The sequence below is a fragment of the Streptomyces sp. NPDC026538 genome (genome assembly GCF_055567535.1).
In genome coordinates, this window is the sequence record NZ_JBVHQG010000001.1 from 468,376 (window position 1) to 481,847 (window position 13,472).

Genomic DNA, 13,472 nt, shown 5'->3' on the forward strand with positions numbered 1-13,472 from the left:
AAACTCCCCTTCCCCGCCCTGCAGTTCGCGGCGCCAGCATACGGAACGGCCGGACGCGGACGGCCGGTTCCCGGAGGTGTTCCGGAAACCGGCCGTCGTTCGCGGGACCGTCACACGGCTGCGGGCTGCGGCTCCTCGGCCGCCGGGGCAGAGTCCGCTGCCCCCGGGTCCCGCTTCGCCGCCCGCTTCCTGGCCCGGCGCTCCTTGCGGAGTTCGACCATCGCGTACAGCGTCGGCACCAGCAGCAGGGTGAGCAGCGTGGAGGTGATCAGACCGCCGATCACGACCACCGCCAGCGGCTGGGCGATGAAGCCGCCTTCGCCGGTGACGCCGAGCGCCATCGGGAGGAGGGCGAAGATGGTCGCCAGGGCGGTCATCAGGATCGGGCGCAGCCGGTGCCGGCCGCCCTCGATGACCGCTTCGACCACGCCGTGTCCCTGGCGCCGGTACTGGTTGACGAGGTCGATCAGCACGATCGCGTTGGTCACCACGATGCCGATCAGCATCAGCATGCCGATCATCGCGGGGACGCCCATCGGAGTGCCGGTGACGACCAGCAGGCCGATCGCGCCGGTCGCCGCGAACGGGATGGAGACCAGCAGGATCAGCGGCTGGACGAGCGAGCGGAAGGTCGCGACCAGCAGCATGAAGACGATCGCGATCGCCGCGAGCATCGCCAGGCCCAGGTTCTTGAACGCGCTGTCCTGGTCCGAGGTGACCCCGCCGATCGAGGCCGTCGCCCCCGCCGGGAGCTTCAACGCCTTGATCTTGGACTGGAGTTGGGTGCTGACCGCGCCGGTGTTGTCACCGGTCGGCTTCGCCGTGATGGTCGCGGCGCGCCGGCCGTCGATCCGGGTCATCGACACCGGCCCGTCCACCAGCTTCACGGTGGCGATGTCGCCCAGCTTCACCGGGCCCAGCTTGAGGGCGCGCAGCTGTGCGAGGGTCTCGGCCGGCTTCGCCGACTTCACGACGACGTCCCGCTCGGTGTCGTCGAGGACCGCCTTCGCGACGGTGGTGCCCTTGACCGCCTGGGTGACGGCGGCGCCCAGCGTCTGGTCGTCGAACCCGGCCGCCGCGGCCTTGGAGTTGGCCTTCACCGAGATGCGCGGCACGCTCTGGGAGAGGTTGCTGGTGACGTCGGTGACGTCGTCCAGCTTGGCGACGGTGGCCCGGACCTGCTCCGAGGCCTTGCGCAGCACGTCCCCGTCGGCCGCCTTCACGACGACGCTCAGGTCCTGGCTGCCGAAGCCGTCACCGGCGGACACCGTGGTCGTACCGATGCCCGGCAGCTTGTGCAGACCGTCCTCGATGGCCGTCTGCACCTTGTCGTACGACTTGGCGTCGTCCAGCATCACCGAGTACGACGCCTGGTTGGTGTCGGTGCCGCCGCCGAAGGCCGCCATGAAGCCGGACGAGCCGACCGTGACCTGGTAGTCCTTCACCCCGTCGACGGAGGCGAGCAGCTTCTCGACCTTCTTCGCCTGCGCGTCGGTCGCCGCCAGGCTGGTGCCCGGCTTCAGCTCCTGCTTGACGGTGAGGACCTCCTGGTCGCCCTGGTCGAAGAAGTTGGTCTTCAGCAGCCCGGCCATGCCGAACGTGACGACCAGGACCACGATCGCGATCAGCACGCTGGTGAGGCGGCGCCGGGTCGCGAAGCGCAGGACGGGCACGTAGGCACGCTGGAGCCGGCTGTCGGCCTCCTTCGCCTCGGCCTCGCGGCGGGCCTCCGCGGCGTCCTCGGGGGTGCCCTTCGGAGCGCGCAGGAACCAGTACGACAGCACCGGTACGACCGTCAGCGAGACCAGCAGGGAGGCGAGCAGCGCGGCCGTCACGGTGATGCTGAACGAGCCGAACAGGGCGCCCACCATGCCGCCGACCAGCCCGATCGGCAGGAAGACGGCGACCGTGGTGAGGGTGGAGGAGGTGACCGCGCCGGCCACCTCGCGGACCGCGCCGATGATGGCGGCCTGGCGCTCCTCGCCGTAGCCGAGGTGGCGCTTGATGTTCTCCAGGACCACGATCGAGTCGTCGACGACCCGGCCGATGGCGATGGTCAGCGCGCCGAGGGTGAGCATGTTGAGGGAGAGACCCCGGGTCCACAGCACGATCAGCGTGAGGACCACCGACAGCGGGATGGAGACCGCCGTCACCAGGGTCGAGCGGATCGAGGCCAGGAAGACCAGGATGACCAGGACCGCGAAGACCAGGCCCAGGGCGCCCTCGGTGGTGAGGCCCTTGATGGACTTGGAGACCGCCGGGCCCTGGTCGCTGACGACCGTGAGGGTGGCGCCGGAGCCGAGGTCCTGACGCAGCTTGGGCAGCTTGTCCTTGACCGCGTTCGAGATGGAGACGGCGCTGCCGTCGTGGTCCATGGTGACGTTCACGGCGAGGCTGGGACGGCCGTCGGTACGGGTGATGGAGTCGGCCGGAGCCTCCTGCTCCTTGACCGAGGCCACGTCACCGAGGCGCACGGGCTTCTTGACGCCCTGCCCGCTGACCATCAGGTCCTTGATCTGCTCCAGCGAGGTGAGTCCGCCGCCGACCTGGACGGTGCGGTTGGCGCCGTCCTCGTCGAAGGAGCCCGCCGGCACGGTCGCGCCGGCCGCCTGCAGCGTCTGGGCGATCGCGGCCGGGGTGAGGCCCGCCCCGGCCGGCTTCGCCTGGTCCGGGGTGACGGTGACCTGGAGGTCCCGTACGCCGGTGACCTGGACGCGGCCGACGCCGTCGATGTCCTTCAGGTCCGGGACGACCGTCTTGTCGAGCTGGTCGGCGAGGGCCTGCTGGTCCTTGCCGGAGGTGACGGCGAGGACCACGGTCGGCATGTCGTCCGTGGAGCCGGAGATGACCTGCGGGTCGACGGAGTCCGGGAGCTGGGCGCGGTTGACGGCCAGCTGGACGTCGGCGACCAGCTTCTTGGTGTCGCTGCCGTAGTCGAAGGACGCCATGATCACGGCGTTGCCCTCGCCGGCGGTGGAGGTGACGCCGGTGATCCCGTCGACGCCTTCGAGGTTGTTCTCCACGGGCTCGATGATCTGCTTCTCGACGACGTCCGGCGACGCGCCCTGGTAGGGGGCGAGGACGGAGACGACCGGGAGTTCGATGGTGGGCAGCAGCTGCTGCTTGATCTGGGGGATGGCGATCGCCCCGAAGGCGAGCGCGATCAATGACATGAGGCCTATCAGGGCCCGCTGCGCGAGGCTGAATCGGGACAGCCAGGACATGGGTCAGGGTCTCTTTTCGGTGAGCTGCTGCTGTGAGCGGAACTGCTGTGAGCGGCGGATGAACGGCGAACGAGCGGCACAGGTGACACCTGTGAGCGCCCACCCCACACCCTCACCCATGCGCCGCCCCGCGCACGTAGGCCCTGGGTGCCGTCCTATATCCGGCTCCTACTCCCGCCGCAGTACGGCCGGGTGGAGGTCACTCCATCCTCGGACGGACCAGCCCCGACTCGTAGGCGATCACCACGAGCTGTGCCCGGTCCCGGGCGCCCAGCTTGGCCATGGCTCGGTTGACGTGCGTCTTCACGGTCAGCGGGCTGACCTCGAGGCGCTCGGCGATCTCGTCGTTGGAGTGCCCGCCGGCGACCTGGACCAGCACCTCGCGCTCGCGTGAGGTGAGTGCGTCCAGCCGCTCGGCGCGGGCCGGGTCGAGGCCGTCGGCGCCGGTGTCGCCCTGGGCGAGGAAGCGGGCGATCAGCCCCTTGGTGGCGGTCGGCGAGAGCAGCGCCTCGCCGCCGGCGGCGACCCGGATGGCACTCAGCAGCTCCTCTGGTTCGCTGCCCTTGCCGAGAAAGCCGGAGGCGCCCGCGCGCAGCGCCTGCACGACGTAGTCGTCCACCTCGAAGGTGGTCAGTATGACGACCCGGACCCGGTCCAGGGACGGGTCCTGGCTGATCAGCCGGGTGGCGGCCAGGCCGTCCGTGCCCGGCATCCGGATGTCCATCAGGACGACGTCGGCCCGGGTCTCCCCGGCCAGCCGCACCGCCTCGGCGCCGTCGGAGGCCTCGCCGACCACCTCCATGTCGGGCTCGGAGTCGACGAGCACGCGGAACGCGCTGCGCAGCAGGGCCTGGTCGTCGGCGAGCAGGACACGGATCGTCATGCGGAATCCCCCAGGGCGGCCGTCCGGTGGTTCGTACGGTCGTCGGTGTCGGTCTTGACCGGCAGGATCGCATGGACGCGGAAGCCGCCGCCGTAGCGGGGGCCGGTGGTGAGGGTGCCGCGCAGGGCGGTGACGCGCTCGCGCATGCCGAGCAGGCCGTGGCCGCCGCCGGCCTCGGGGGCGGCGTCCTCGCCGGAGCCGTTGTCGAGGACGGTGACCTCGATGTGCGGTCCGACGCGTACGACGCTGACCTCGGCCTTGGCCTCGGGTCCGGCGTGCTTCCGCACGTTGGTCAGGGCCTCCTGGATGATCCGGTAGGCGGCGAGGTCCACGGCGGCGGGCAGGGTGGTGCCCTGGTCGGCGCGGGCCACCTCGACCTGGAGGCCGGCGTTGCGGAAGGTGTCGGCGAGCTCTTCGAGGCGGTGCAGGCCGGGGGCGGGTTCGGTCGGGGCCTCGGGGTCGCCGGACTGGCGGAGCAGGCCGACGGTGGCGCGCAGTTCGTTGAGCGCGGAGCGGCTGGCCTCGCGGACGTGGGCGAGGGCCTCCTTGGCCTGGTCGGGCCGCTTGTCCATGACGTGTGCGGCCACTCCTGCCTGCACGTTGACCAGGGCGATGTGGTGGGCGACGACATCGTGCAGGTCACGGGCGATGCGCAGGCGCTCCTCGGCGACCCGGCGGCGGGCCTCCTCCTCGCGGGTCCGCTCGGCGCGCTCGGCACGCTCCCGGATGGCCTGGACGACGGCCCGCCGGCTGCGCACCGCGTCCCCGGCGGTGGCGCCGATACCGGTCCAGGCGAAGATCGCGAGGTTCTCCTGGGCGTACCACGGGAGGGGGCCCGCGGCCATCGCGGCGGTGGTCAGCACGGTCATGGTGAGCAGGCCGGCCCGCAGGGTGGTCCGGCGGTCGGTGGTGGCGGCGACGGTGAAGAGGGCGACGACGGCCGCCATCGCGACGGGGGCGCGGGGGTCGCCGGTGACGCACTCGACGACGGCGGCCGCGCCGGTGACGGCCAGGACCGTCTTCGGGGCGTGCCGGCGGAAGACCAGGGCGACGGCGGCGAGCGTCATCAGGACCAGGCTGAGGGGATCCGGGGTGCGGATGCCCCAGGCGACGCCGTGGGCGCCGTGCGGGACGGCGAAAGAGCTCACGACCATGCAGACGAGAGCGCCCGCGGCGATGACCGCGTCCACGGCGAGTGGATGCGCGCCGACTCTGCAGCGGGCTCTTTCGAAGGGGCTCACGGTGTGAACAGTACGGCTGGTTCATGCGGGCCGGAACTCTTGGTTCGGCCCGATCAGGCACCGTCCGGTTTCCCACGCACCCACCCACCCGACGCGGCCTGCCGACGGCTCAGGTCCGGGCGTCAGGCGAGTCAGCGGGAGCGCGTCAGCCCGGGATCAGGCCGTCGTCCCTCAGCAGCTCCCGGACCTCCTCCAGGGTGGCGTCCGGGGAGGGGAGGATCAGGTCCGAGGGTTCCAGGGCGTCGTCCGGGAGGGGGGTGCCGAGTTCTCGGACCTTGTCCAGGAGGGCGCCCAGGGTGCGGCGGAAGGCCGACTCGTCGCCGGACTCCGTCTCCGCCAGGAGTTCGTCGTCCAGCTTGTTCAGCTCGGTGAGGTGGCTGTCGGCCAGCCGCACCTGGCCCTCCCCCATGATCCTTACGACCATGTCGGCCATGTCGCCCTCCAGGCGTCGGCTACTGCTTGTCGAAGCGCGGGGTGTCCTGCGGCTGCTGCGCCTGCTGGCCCTGGCCGGCGCCGCCCTCGATCGCCTGCTGCGGCTGCCCGCCGGCCAGCTCCGCCTTCATCCGCTGGAGCTCCAGCTCTACATCCGTACCACCGGAGAGGCGGTCCAGCTCGGCGGCGATGTCGTCCTTGGCCATGCCGGTCGGGTCGTCGAGGGCACCGGAGGCGAGCAGTTCGTCGATGGCGCCGGCGCGGGCCTGCAGCTGCTGCGTCTTGTCCTCGGCGCGCTGGATGGCGAGGCCGACGTCGCCCATCTCCTCGGAGATGCCGGAGAACGCCTCACCGATGCGGGTCTGGGCCTGGGCGGCGGTGTAGGTGGCCTTGATGGTCTCCTTCTTCGTGCGGAAGGCGTCCACCTTGGCCTGGAGGCGCTGGGCCGCGAGGGTGAGCTTCTCCTCCTCGCCCTGGAGGGTGGCGTGCTGCGTCTCCAGGTCGGTCACCTGCTGCTGGAGGGCGGCGCGGCGGGACAGCGCCTCGCGGGCGAGGTCCTCGCGGCCGAGCGCGAGCGCCTTGCGGCCCTGGTCCTCCAGCTTGGTGGACTGCTGCTGGAGCTGGTTCAGCTGGAGTTCGAGCCGCTTGCGGGAGGTGGCGACGTCGGCCACCCCGCGGCGCACCTTCTGGAGCAGCTCAAGCTGCTTCTGGTAGGAGTAATCGAGGGTCTCGCGCGGGTCCTCGGCCCTGTCCAGGGCCTTGTTCGCCTTCGCGCGGAAGATCATCCCCATACGCTTCATGACACCGCTCATGGGCTTCGCGCGCCCCCTTCTGACGGACTCCAGCTCACAGATCCTGCGACAGAACCCACAGTACGGGCCCTGCCTCCATTACCGCACTGTTCGGGGACCGATGCGCTCATCCCCAAGGACGACTGCGGACAGTTCCACTCCGGCACAGGTAGTAGGTGCTCCCCCGAGCGAACCGTCTGCAACGTCCCCTGTGTCCCCTCTGGAGACGACTGACGTTGCGGGATCGTTCCCCACCGCGCTAGGGCCCACACCCGTCGACCCCGTACCCTTGGGTTTTGTGTTCCGTAGCCGTGCCAAGGATGAGAAGGCCCCCGCCGACAAGGCGGCGGTGACCGACTCCAAGCAGACCCGTGACCCGCAGGCGCCCAAGGGCAGGCCCACGCCCAAGCGCAGTGAGGCCCAGACCCAGCGCCGCAGCGTGGCCAACACGCCGACGACGCGCAAGGACGCCGCCAAGCGTCAGCGCGAGGACCGGCGTGCCGCCATGGAGCGGCAGCGCCAGGCGCTGGCCACCGGCGACGAGCGGTACCTGCCGCCCCGTGACAAGGGCCCGGTCCGCAAGCTCGCCCGAGACTGGGTCGACTCGCGCTTCAACGTGGCGGAGTTCTTCCTGCCGCTGGCCGTGATCATCCTGGTCATGAGCGTGGTGAACAACGCGGCGATCAAGAACATCGCGCTGCTGCTGTGGCTGGTCGTGATCGTGCTGATCGTGCTCGACGCGGCGGTGAGCGGCCTGCGGCTGCGCAAGCGCCTCGCCGAGCGCTTCCCGGACCAGAACAAGAAGGGCGCCGTCGCCTACGGTCTGATGCGCTCCCTCCAGATGCGCCGGCTCCGGCTGCCCAAGCCGCAGGTCAAGCGCGGAGAGCGGCCCTGAGCACAGAGCCTTTCTCCGGGGGTGCGGCGAAGGCCTGGCTGACCAGGCTGGGCGGACTGCGTGAGGTCGTACGACAGGAGCTGGTGGCCCGGCAGCTCGACGAGCAGATAGCCGGGCGTTTCCCGGTCGGGCAGCGGCTGCGGGTGCTCGACGTGGGGATGGGCCAGGGCACCCAGGCGTTGCGGCTGGCCCGCGCCGGGCACCAGGTGACCGGCGTCGAGCGGGAACCGACGATGATCGCGGCCGCGCGGGAGGCCCTGGCCGGTGAGCCGGAGGGGATCCGCGAACGGGTGCGGATCGTCGAGGGGGACGGACGGGACACGGGCGTCCACTTTCTGCCGGGCAGCTTCGACCTGGTGCTCTGTCACGGCGTGCTGATGTACGTCGAGGAGCCGGACGCACTGCTGGCCGGGCTGGCCCGGATGCTGGCCCCCGGCGGCCTGCTCTCGCTGCTGGTGCGCAACGCCGACGCGCTGGCCATGCGGCCGGGGCTGAGCGGGGACTGGGCGGGGGCGATGGGCGCCTTCGACACCGTCTCCTACCGCAACCGGCTGGGCCTCGAGGTGCGGGCCGACCGGCTGACCGTCCTCACCGCCGCACTCGCCGGCATCGGTGCGCCCCTGCACTCCTGGTACGGCGTACGGGTGTTCACGGACACGGCCGCGGACGGCGCCGGACCACCCGCCGACCTGGAGACGCTGCTGGCGGCCGAGGAACGGGCCGGACGGACGGATCCGTACCGTGCGGTCGCGGCGCTGCTGCATCTGTGCGGGGTCCGCGGCTGAACCCGCCGCGTGCTGCTCGTTCGGGTCAGCAGCACGAGCCGGACCGGCACCCCGCGACGAGACTCGGGGGCATGGACGCTTCCCGTACTCGCCGGACCTTCCGTACGGCCGCCGCGCTCGGCTCCTGCTGTCTGGCTCTCGTCTCCGGCTGCTCCGCCTTCGGCGGCGACACGGCCGAGGACGGCTCGACCACCCACGCCGCCCAGGCGGCGGCCGTTCCCGTGACGGCGGTCGACCTGCAGAACCGGTACCAGAAGGTGATCAAGGACGTCCTGCCGTCGGTGGTGCAGATCCAGGCCAGCAGCGACCTGGGGTCCGGCGTGGTCTACGACGACAAGGGACACATCGTCACCAACGCGCATGTCGTCAAGGGCGAGAAGAAGTTCAAGGTGACGACCGCCAACAACGAGGAACCGCTCACCGCGACGCTCGTCTACTCCTACCCCGAGCAGGACCTGGCGGTCCTCCGGCTCGACAAGATCCCGGACGGGCTGAAGGCGGCCGCCTTCGGGGACACCGAGAAGGTCGAGGTCGGGCAGATCACGCTCGCCATGGGGTCACCGCTCGGGCTGTCGTCGAGCGTCACCGAGGGCATCGTGTCGGCGACCGGACGGACCGTCAGCGAGAACCAGGAGGGCGGCGGCACCGGGGCCACCATCCCCAACATGGTGCAGACCTCGGCCGCCATCAACCCCGGCAACAGCGGCGGCGCCCTGGTCAACCTCAACGGCGAGGTCATCGGCATCCCGACGCTCGCCGCGAGCGACCCGGACCTGGGAAACAGCGCGGCGCCAGGGATCGGGTTCGCCATCCCGGGGTCGATGGTGAAGACGGTCGCCGACCAGATCATCAAGCAGGGCAAGGTGACCGACTCGGGGCGGGCCGCGCTCGGCATCAGCGGCCGCACGGTCGTCGACGTGAACTACCAGCCCGCCGGGGTGGCCGTCGTGACCGTGAAGCCGGGGGACGCGGCCGACAAGGCGGGCATCCGGCCCGGCGACATCATCACCAAAGTGGGTGACGACCACATCACCACCATCACCTCACTGGCCGAGTCGCTCGCCGTGGACCGGCCGGGGCAGAAGACGACGGTGACGTACAGCCGGGAGGACGTCCAGCGGACGGTGGACGTGACGCTGGGCGAGCAGTGACGGCGGGGCGACCCGCTCGGGGCCGCCCCGGACCGGCACCTCTCAGGACTCGTCCGCGTGCAGGCTCATCGGGCCGTAGATCTCGGTGGCGTCCTCGTAGAGCCGCACCTGGTCGGCGCCGCCGGCCAGCAGCGCCTTCCACTGTTCGCCGATCCAGGACTCGGCGTCGCCCTGGGTGGTGAACTCCTCGGGCTCCACCGCGGGCTGGACCTCCGTCCCGTCGGCCTTCTCGAACCGCCACGTCCATGCCGTCATGTAGGCCTCCTTTGATCCAACTGGTGCATCGTATAAGGACGCCGCCGAAAACTCCGCTGGTTGTGGGGTATGTGCGGGCTCGGCAGGGGCCGGCCGCGATCGCGCGGCGGAGCCGCACGCCGCCGGCCCCGCGCCCCTTCCGGGGCACGTCGCACGCGGCGCCCGCTGAAGCGAGAACCGTTGGGACAGGTGAAAATCAGGGCGTGGAAGTGACTTTGCTCGGTACCGGTGCTCCCGCGGGTCTGCCCCGCCCGGACTGCCCTTGTGCGGCCTGTGCCTGCGCCGTCGGGGCTGATGCCCGGGCCGCCACGGCGGCGCTCGTCGACGGAACGCTGCTGCTGGACCTGACGCCGGGCGCGGCGTTCGCCGCGGCACGCGCCGGGCGGTCCCTCACCGGCGTACGGCAGGTGCTGCTCTCGCATCCGCACGACGGACCCGCCGTCGAGGTGCCGGCCGGACTGCCGCAGCCGGGGCGGGTACCGGACGGCCGGGAGCTGGCGCTGCTGACCGGGCACCGGGTGCGGGCGCTGGCGATGGACGCGGGCGGCACCGGGTACGCGGTGACCGGCCCCGACGGGCAGCGGCTGCTGTACCTGCCGCCGGGCGGTGCGCCGGCCGGTCTGGAGAACGGGAGCACGGAGTCGTACGACATGGCGCTCCTGGACGTCGTGGGCCGCCCGGACGCGCTGGCGCGTCTGCGGGCGGTGGCGGCGGTGGGGCCGGCCACCGACGTCGTCGCCGTCCATCTCGACCACGACGTGCCGCCGGGACCGGAGTTGCGACGGCGGCTGGCGGCGGCCGGGGCGCGGGCCGTGCCGGACGGTACGACGCTGACGGTGGGGGTGTACGAGGAGGTGCCCGACGTTCCGCGCCGGACGCTGGTGCTGGGCGGGGCCCGGTCCGGCAAGTCCGTGGAGGCCGAACGGCGGCTGGAGTCCTTCCCCGACGTGCTGTACGTCGCCACGGGCGGGACGCGCGGCGGTGACACCGAATGGGCGGCGCGGGTCGCCGTGCACCGGGAGCGGCGGCCGGGGTCGTGGCGTACGACGGAGACGTGCGACCTGGTGCCGTTGCTGGCGCAGGACGGGCCGCCGTTGCTGGTGGACTGTCTGTCGCTGTGGCTGACGGACGCGATGGACTCCGTCGGGGCGTGGGACGACACGGAGTGGGCGTCGGGCGGGGAGAAGGCGCTGCGGGAGCGGGTGCGGGAGCTGACGGAGGCGGTGCGCTCGACCCGGCGGACGGTGGTCGCCGTCTCCAACGAGGTGGGGTCGGGGATCGTGCCGGCCACGGCGTCGGGCCGCCGCTACCGGGACGAACTGGGCCGGCTGAACACGGCGTTCGCGGCCGAGTGCGAGCACGTGGTGCTGGTGGTGGCCGGACAGGCGGTGGTGCTGCGGTAAAGGAAGGCGGGGGTGGGATCGCTTACCGGCGCTTGCAGGGTGCCGCCGCGCCCACCCTCCCCCATCGCCCCAGCGGCACGACTGCCCGCGGCTGGGACGGGCCCCGTGAGGGGCGCGGGGAACCGCGCGAACGGCCCCCAACCCGGCCCGCGGCCGCGCGGCAGGCCGTCAGCGCCCCTTTCTCGCGATGATCCGGTACCCGTTGGAGAAGGGTGTGCGGCGCAGCAAGGGGGCCAGCGCGCTGTCGACGGCCGCCGCCGTGGCCACCAGCGGGGCCGTCGCCGGCAGCCAGCGCTTGGGCAGCACCCGGCCCAGCAGCAGCGCGAGCGCCGCCGAGATGTCGTACGGGATGTGCGGCGTCCTCCGGTCGGCTTTCAGGATCTCGCAGCCCTGGGACTCCAGCTCCGCCCGCAGGTTGGCCGGCGGCAGCAGATGCAGGTGGCGGGGCTGCCCGTACGGGACCCACCACTTGCCGAGCAGCGCGCCGAAGGCGCTGCGCGGGTTGGCGATGTCGATCAGGAGGTGGCCGCCGGGCCGTAGCGCCGCGAGCGCCGCGCGGAGTTCGGCGCGCGGGTCGGGGGCGTGTTCGAGGTGCCGGAACATGCTGACGACGTCGTAGCGGGCGCGCAGCCGGGCCAGCACCTCCGGTGCGGTCAGGTGGCCGCAGTGCGCCTCCTCGATGTGCCCCTCGGCCTGGGCCCGCACCACCCGCAGGGTCGAGTCCAGGCCGTCGAACGAGGTGTACGGGAAGAGTTCCCTCGCCGTCCGCGGGAAGTGGGCGTGGCCCGTCCCGATGTCCAGCCAGCTCTCCGGCTCCGTCAGCGCCAGCATCGCGTGGGCGGCGGCGCGGTGCCTGCGGCGGCCGCCGCGGGTCGCGAGCAGGCCGTCGGCGTAGTCCTCCAGACGGCCCTCGTAGTGGTCCCGGTGGTAGAGGACGAAGCCCTCCGCGGTCAGCCGGGGGTTCTGGAAGGCGTGGGCGCAGTCGCGGCACTCGTCGACGACGAACCTGCCGGGCCGGTGATGGAGGAGGTCGGATGTGCGCAGCCGGGTGCGCAGGCGTCTGGAACCGCACCAGGGACAGTCCTCGCGGCGCGGTTCGTGGAACCGGTCGGTGCCCGGGAGGAGTTCGGGTGTGGGCGGCATGGGCGGCTCCCTGTGCTCCCTGTACGCAATACGCTGCAAAACGGAACGTATGGGATACCGATCTTGCCTGCCAAGACGCCGTGCGGGTGTGCCGGCGATCTGACACCGAAGCGTTCGTTCGGTGCCGGTACTGTTCGGCGAATGAGCTCGCTTAATCTCGACGACTTCACCGATCTGATCGAGCGCCCCGACGGCGGTGTGCGCCGTGACGCAGAGGCGCGCCGGGAGCGGCTGATCGTGCCGCCCGGATCGCTGGGCCGCCTCGACGACCTGGGTGAGTGGCTGGCCGCCGCGCAGGGTTCCGTGCCGGTACGGCCGGTCGAACGGCCGCGGGTGCTGCTCTTCGCCGGTGACCACGGCGTCGCGGAACTCGGCGTGTCCGCGCGGCCCGCGGGCACCGCCGAGCTGCTGGTGCGGGCGGTTCTGGAGGGGGCCAGCCCGGTTGCGGTGCTGGCCCGGCGGCTCGGGGTACCCCTGCGGATCGTCGACATGGCGCTGGACTGCGACCCGGACACGCTGCCCGCGGAGGTCGTACGGCACCGGGTGCGGCGGGGCAGCGGCCGTATCGACGTCGAGGACGCGCTGACGCTGGAGGAGGCCGAGGAGGCCTTCCGGGCGGGGATGGCGCTGGCCGACGGGGAGGCCGACTCGGGGACCGATCTGGTGGTGCTCGGCGATGTGAGCGTCGGGGGGACCACGGCGGCCTGTGTCCTCGTCGCGGCGCTGTGCGGCACCGATGCGTCCGTGGTGACTGGGCGGGGCGGGCTCGCCATCGACGACCTCGCGTGGATGCGCAAGTGCGCGGCGATCCGGGACGCGTTGCGGCGGGCGCGGCCGGTGCTCGGGGACCAGCTGCAGCTGCTGGCGACGGTCGGCGGGGCCGACCTCGCGGCGATGACCGGGTTCCTGCTGCAGGCGGCGGTGCGGAAGCTGCCGGTGGTGCTGGACGGAGTGGTGGCGGCCGCGTGTGCGCTGGTCGCGCAGCGGATCGCGTTCCGGGCGCCGGACTGGTGGCTGGCCGGCCACGACAGCGGCGAGCCGGGCCAGGCGAAGGCACTGGACCGGATGGCCCTGGAGCCGCTGCTGGAACAGGGCGTGACGGTGGGCGAGGGAGCGGGAGCGCTGCTCGCCCTCCCCCTGGTCCAGTCCGCGGCGGCCCTGGCGGCGGAACTCCCGGAGAAACCCGAGGAAGTGGCAGGGGAAGAGGCAGCGGAAGAGGAAAAGCCGGAGGAGTAGAGGTATCACCGGCAACGGCGAGGTCCGTGCGTG

At 72.1% G+C, this 13,472-nt stretch carries 12 protein-coding genes; 5 read left to right on the forward strand and 7 right to left on the reverse strand.

From position 1 onward, the window contains the following. Positions 1-110: 110 nt before the first annotated feature. The 5 genes from ACZ4N4_RS02160 to ACZ4N4_RS02180 all read right to left on the reverse strand — a co-directional run bounded on the left by ACZ4N4_RS02160 (position 111) and on the right by ACZ4N4_RS02180 (position 6,592). Entirely contained in the window at positions 111-3,224 is a 3,114-nt protein-coding gene (locus ACZ4N4_RS02160; protein ID WP_467583412.1) for an efflux RND transporter permease subunit, read from the reverse strand. Positions 3,225-3,423: 199 nt separating this feature from the next. After that, complete coding sequence (locus ACZ4N4_RS02165; protein ID WP_453571525.1) at positions 3,424-4,107, reverse strand: response regulator; 684 nt, start codon at positions 4,105-4,107, stop codon at positions 3,424-3,426. Continuing rightward, complete coding sequence (locus ACZ4N4_RS02170; protein ID WP_467583415.1) at positions 4,104-5,348, reverse strand: sensor histidine kinase; 1,245 nt, start codon at positions 5,346-5,348, stop codon at positions 4,104-4,106. The genes ACZ4N4_RS02165 and ACZ4N4_RS02170 overlap by 4 nt, the downstream gene beginning before the upstream one ends. Before the next feature lie 145 nt (positions 5,349-5,493). Then, entirely contained in the window at positions 5,494-5,772 is a 279-nt protein-coding gene (pspAA, locus tag ACZ4N4_RS02175) for a PspA-associated protein PspAA (RefSeq protein ID WP_453571608.1), read from the reverse strand. 28 nt (positions 5,773-5,800) lie between these two features. Beyond that, entirely contained in the window at positions 5,801-6,592 is a 792-nt protein-coding gene (locus ACZ4N4_RS02180) for a PspA/IM30 family protein (protein ID WP_362730221.1), read from the reverse strand. Positions 6,593-6,869: 277 nt separating this feature from the next. On the opposite strand from ACZ4N4_RS02180, the gene ACZ4N4_RS02185 reads away from it, so the two are divergent. The 3 genes from ACZ4N4_RS02185 (at position 6,870) to ACZ4N4_RS02195 (ending at position 9,402) form a co-directional block, all read left to right on the forward strand. Beyond that, the gene (locus ACZ4N4_RS02185) at positions 6,870-7,466 is read left to right on the forward strand and encodes a DUF3043 domain-containing protein (protein ID WP_453571531.1); all 597 of its coding nucleotides are present in this window, start codon (positions 6,870-6,872) and stop codon (positions 7,464-7,466) included. Between the two features lie 83 nt (positions 7,467-7,549). After that, a complete protein-coding gene (locus tag ACZ4N4_RS02190; protein WP_453571534.1) occupies positions 7,550-8,251 on the forward strand; it encodes a class I SAM-dependent methyltransferase in 702 nt (233 codons plus the stop codon). A 71-nt stretch (positions 8,252-8,322) separates the two neighbouring features. Continuing rightward, positions 8,323-9,402 (forward strand): S1C family serine protease, encoded by a 1,080-nt coding sequence (locus ACZ4N4_RS02195; RefSeq protein ID WP_453571537.1) that lies wholly within the window; start codon positions 8,323-8,325, stop codon positions 9,400-9,402. A gap of 42 nt (positions 9,403-9,444) precedes the next feature. On the opposite strand, the gene ACZ4N4_RS02200 is transcribed toward ACZ4N4_RS02195, so the two are convergent. Continuing rightward, a complete protein-coding gene (locus ACZ4N4_RS02200) occupies positions 9,445-9,657 on the reverse strand; it encodes a hypothetical protein (RefSeq protein ID WP_467583420.1) in 213 nt (70 codons plus the stop codon). Positions 9,658-9,860: 203 nt separating this feature from the next. On the opposite strand from ACZ4N4_RS02200, the gene ACZ4N4_RS02205 reads away from it, so the two are divergent. Next, a complete protein-coding gene (locus ACZ4N4_RS02205) occupies positions 9,861-11,060 on the forward strand; it encodes a bifunctional adenosylcobinamide kinase/adenosylcobinamide-phosphate guanylyltransferase (protein WP_467583423.1) in 1,200 nt (399 codons plus the stop codon). A gap of 168 nt (positions 11,061-11,228) precedes the next feature. Here ACZ4N4_RS02205 and ACZ4N4_RS02210 read toward each other — a convergent pair whose 3' ends face one another. Continuing rightward, positions 11,229-12,203, reverse strand: coding sequence for a class I SAM-dependent methyltransferase (locus ACZ4N4_RS02210; protein ID WP_453571543.1), 975 nt, complete (start codon positions 12,201-12,203; stop codon positions 11,229-11,231). 141 nt (positions 12,204-12,344) lie between these two features. Here ACZ4N4_RS02210 and cobT point away from each other — a divergent pair, with 141 nt between their 5' ends. Next, positions 12,345-13,439 carry a nicotinate-nucleotide--dimethylbenzimidazole phosphoribosyltransferase gene (gene cobT, locus ACZ4N4_RS02215; RefSeq protein WP_467583427.1) on the forward strand — a complete coding sequence of 365 codons (1,095 nt, stop codon included), beginning with the start codon at positions 12,345-12,347 and terminating at the stop codon, positions 13,437-13,439. The last annotated feature ends 33 nt before the right edge of the window (positions 13,440-13,472 follow it).

Coding starts and splice junctions, on each gene's coding strand:
- ACZ4N4_RS02160 (WP_467583412.1), bottom strand. CDS start 3,224: ATGTCCTGGCTGTCCCGATTCAGCCTCGCGCAGCGGGCCCTGATAGGC.
- ACZ4N4_RS02165 (WP_453571525.1), bottom strand. CDS start 4,107: ATGACGATCCGTGTCCTGCTCGCCGACGACCAGGCCCTGCTGCGCAGC.
- pspAA (WP_453571608.1), bottom strand. CDS start 5,772: ATGGTCGTAAGGATCATGGGGGAGGGCCAGGTGCGGCTGGCCGACAGC.
- ACZ4N4_RS02180 (WP_362730221.1), bottom strand. CDS start 6,592: ATGAGCGGTGTCATGAAGCGTATGGGGATGATCTTCCGCGCGAAGGCG.
- ACZ4N4_RS02195 (WP_453571537.1), top strand. CDS start 8,323: ATGGACGCTTCCCGTACTCGCCGGACCTTCCGTACGGCCGCCGCGCTC.
- ACZ4N4_RS02200 (WP_467583420.1), bottom strand. CDS start 9,657: ATGACGGCATGGACGTGGCGGTTCGAGAAGGCCGACGGGACGGAGGTC.
- ACZ4N4_RS02210 (WP_453571543.1), bottom strand. CDS start 12,203: ATGCCGCCCACACCCGAACTCCTCCCGGGCACCGACCGGTTCCACGAA.
- cobT (WP_467583427.1), top strand. CDS start 12,345: ATGAGCTCGCTTAATCTCGACGACTTCACCGATCTGATCGAGCGCCCC.